General features: G+C 43.4%; 3 protein-coding genes and 2 pseudogenes. 4 read left to right on the forward strand and 1 reads right to left on the reverse strand.

What is annotated here, in order from left to right:
* Together B3182_RS10260 and B3182_RS10265 are read left to right on the forward strand one after the other, a co-directional pair.
* Positions 1-293: pseudogene (locus tag B3182_RS10260) on the forward strand (MBL fold metallo-hydrolase); the annotation flags it as partial.
* Positions 294-358: 65 nt separating this feature from the next.
* On the forward strand, positions 359-1,111 hold the full coding sequence (locus B3182_RS10265) for a quinoprotein dehydrogenase-associated SoxYZ-like carrier (RefSeq protein WP_292354676.1): 753 nt from the start codon (positions 359-361) through the stop codon (positions 1,109-1,111).
* 79 nt (positions 1,112-1,190) lie between these two features.
* Here the strand turns inward: B3182_RS10265 and B3182_RS10270 are convergent, their stop codons facing one another.
* Positions 1,191-1,550: a hypothetical protein gene (locus B3182_RS10270; protein ID WP_292354675.1), complete on the reverse strand. Its 360-nt coding sequence runs from the start codon at positions 1,548-1,550 to the stop codon at positions 1,191-1,193.
* A gap of 214 nt (positions 1,551-1,764) precedes the next feature.
* On the opposite strand from B3182_RS10270, the gene B3182_RS10275 reads away from it, so the two are divergent.
* Both B3182_RS10275 and B3182_RS10280 read left to right on the forward strand, forming a co-directional pair.
* On the forward strand, positions 1,765-2,631 hold the full coding sequence (locus B3182_RS10275) for an NAD(P)-dependent methylenetetrahydromethanopterin dehydrogenase (RefSeq protein WP_292411173.1): 867 nt from the start codon (positions 1,765-1,767) through the stop codon (positions 2,629-2,631).
* An 8-nt stretch (positions 2,632-2,639) separates the two neighbouring features.
* A pseudogene (locus B3182_RS10280) lies at positions 2,640-2,983 on the forward strand (beta-hydroxylase); the annotation flags it as partial.

Consider the following 2,983-nt stretch of genomic DNA (forward strand, 5'->3'; position numbering starts at 1 on the left):
GCAGTATTAACGGCTGGATTGATGCCCTTGATACCTTAATTGAACATGATGCGACAATGATCATTCCGGGTCACGGTACTGCTTTTAACGGTGAAAACTCAAAAGGCTGGCAGGATTTACTGCGCTATCTGACCACCGTACGTGAAGAGATTAGAGTCATCATTAATGATCTGGGAACCATTGAACAAGCCATTGACTCGGTAGGCACGCAAGAAGCTGAAAAGTGGAAACTTTTTGAAGAATATCATCGTCGAAATGTTACCGCTGCTTTTGTAGAACTAGAGTGGGAATAATAATTATTAGGAGAGCGAAAATGATGGGGCGAAATACAATTTTTTGGGCTGTATTTGCAGTTTTTATGAGTCATAGCTTCATTGCAAATGCTGCAACAGCTGAAGAGGATTTATGGTCAGCGCTTAAACAAACCTATTTTGGTGATCGTGAAATTCATGAAAATGCCGATGATGTTTTGATCCTTGAAGCGCCTACCCGGGCTGAAGATGCTGCCATTGTTCCAATCAGTGTCAAATCGGTTCAGCCACAGACCGCTGAAAGATACATTAAAAACATACATATCATCATTGATAAAAACCCGATGCCGTATTCTGCGAATTTCCATTTATCACCGACACTGGGTGATATTGATATCGCTACTCGGGTCAGGGTCGATCAGTACACCGATATGCGCGCTATTGCAGAAATGAATGATGGTTCTTTGCATATGGTGTCAAAATTTGTCAAAGCCTCAGGAGGATGTAGTGCTCCTGCAGGTAAAGACATGGAAGCCGCTATGGCTCGACTGGGCAAAATGCAGATTCGTATGCGAGAAGCCAACATTGGCGAAACAACAAAGGCACAGGTAGTTGTAAGTCACCCGAATAATAGTGGCTTACAGTTTGATCAAAAAACCCGTGGCTATATTCCACCGCATTATGTGAAAGAAATCGTCATAGATTTTGATGATGAAAACCTGATTACACTTGAGGCTGGCATTTCTATAAGTGAAGACCCAAGTATCCGGTTTACCTTCACGCCGCAAAAACATGGTGTGTTAAAAGCGATGGTGAATGACACTAAAGAAATGACTTACAGCATGGATAAACAAATATAGCGGACATTTTCACTACGCCCATGCAAAAAAAAAGGCCGTTTTAAACGGCCTTTTTTTTGTCGCTGATATCTATCAGAAATTATTGGATGCGACATTCTTTATAAGCTGAAGCCGAGACTTCTTCGTATTTATCTATACCGCCACTTAAACCTTTATCATCGCGGAACTGTGCACCTTTGTCTGCTGGCATATTTTGGTACATATAAGCGGTGTTGACATCTTCGAACTCAGTCTGAGTAAAAGCTTCATCAAGTTTGTCCACTACGCATGAACATTTATGCACACCTTCATAGACGTTTAAATTTGTATTTGCCTGCATACAATCATTGACGTATTGCACCTTAGTCACCGTAGAAAAATCCATATGGTCATCGGCAATAGCGGAGGCACTTAACATGGTCATACTGGCAAACAGGACTGTCAGACTGGTTTTCTTCATTCTCTACTCCTAAAATTTTATTATATGGTGCTGCTGTGACTGGTAATTTGGAAGACAAGTTCCTACACAGGAACAGGATATTGCCACTTTAACGTATTGCCAATCAAACTTTTTGATAGAGCATAATGGCAGTTTAATTTCCTCACAGAAACAACATAGGGTAAAATCCAGCGTTTATTTATCTCACATCAAGCCATGCTAAACGCAGGAGAACATGATGAAAAAATTACTGCTTCATCTCGATACTGATACCGTCGCGAGCACATTTGATCAAGCTGTTGCCTATGACTCCGGCGTGGATAATATTATCGCGCATGGTGGAGCAACGCGTGACAATGTCACCTCTCATGTTCATGGCATGATTTTTACCCGCGGTGGAAAGAACCTGAAAAACAGCGCAATTTTTATCGGTGGTTCAAATGTAGCATCCAGTGAGCTTGTCGGAGAAGCTGTAAAAAAAGCATTCTTTGGCCCCGTTCGAGTTTCGGTCATGCTGGATCCAAATGGGTCTAATACCACCGCAGCAGCAATTGCCCGAAAAGTAATGACTGACTACGATATTACCGGCAAAAATGTGGCGATTCTTGGGGCAGGACCTGTAGGGCAACGAACTGCCTTGTACCTGTTAAAAGAGGGTGCAAGCAAAGTCACCCTAACCTGCCGTAGTATGGCGCGAAGCAAAGCCACTGTTGAACATATGAAAAAAGCCTATGGGGTTGATGTGATTCCCGGTGAAACACGGAGTGATGAAGCCGTTGCTGCATTGCTTAAAGACGCCCATGTGGCTATTGCTGCCGGTCCCGCTGGTGTTTGTATTGTTCCAGAGGCGACCTGGACTGCTAGCAAAACACTCGAAGTGATTGCTGATGTTAATGCGGTTCCACCGTTGGGTGTTGAAGGTATGGAAGTGATGGATAACGGGACGGAAAAACAGGGAGTGCGTTTTTACGGTGCTATTGCGATTGGTAACTTTAAAATGAAGGTACATCGAGGAGCAGTGGCTTCACTGTTTGACACCAATGACTTGTTTTTGGACGAAACCACTATCTACGATATCGCCTGTAAAATTGATAACGCCTAGTGATAGCAATGCAACAACCGGTTTCACCTGTTAAGCTTCAGACGATTTGTATACAGGCTCCGGCAAGACTCCACCTAGGTTTTCTGGATCTAAATGGCGGCTTAGGCCGTCATTTTGGCAGTATCGGTTTGGCAGTAGATAGTCACTATACTAAAATCAGCCTTACTGATTCTGATGATCAGCCCCCCTCAGATACCCCCGTTTCAGACTCTATTCGTCACAAAATCACTAAACTGATTAATCAGTTTTATCTCACGTTAGGGTCGAATATCCCGACTGATTTACGCCAAGTCAACCTCACCATTCACTCGTTGATTCCAGAACATGCGGGGCTCGGCTCAGGCACTCAGCT

The organism is Methylophaga sp. UBA4204, from assembly GCF_002379485.1.
Classification (GTDB): domain Bacteria; phylum Pseudomonadota; class Gammaproteobacteria; order Nitrosococcales; family Methylophagaceae; genus Methylophaga.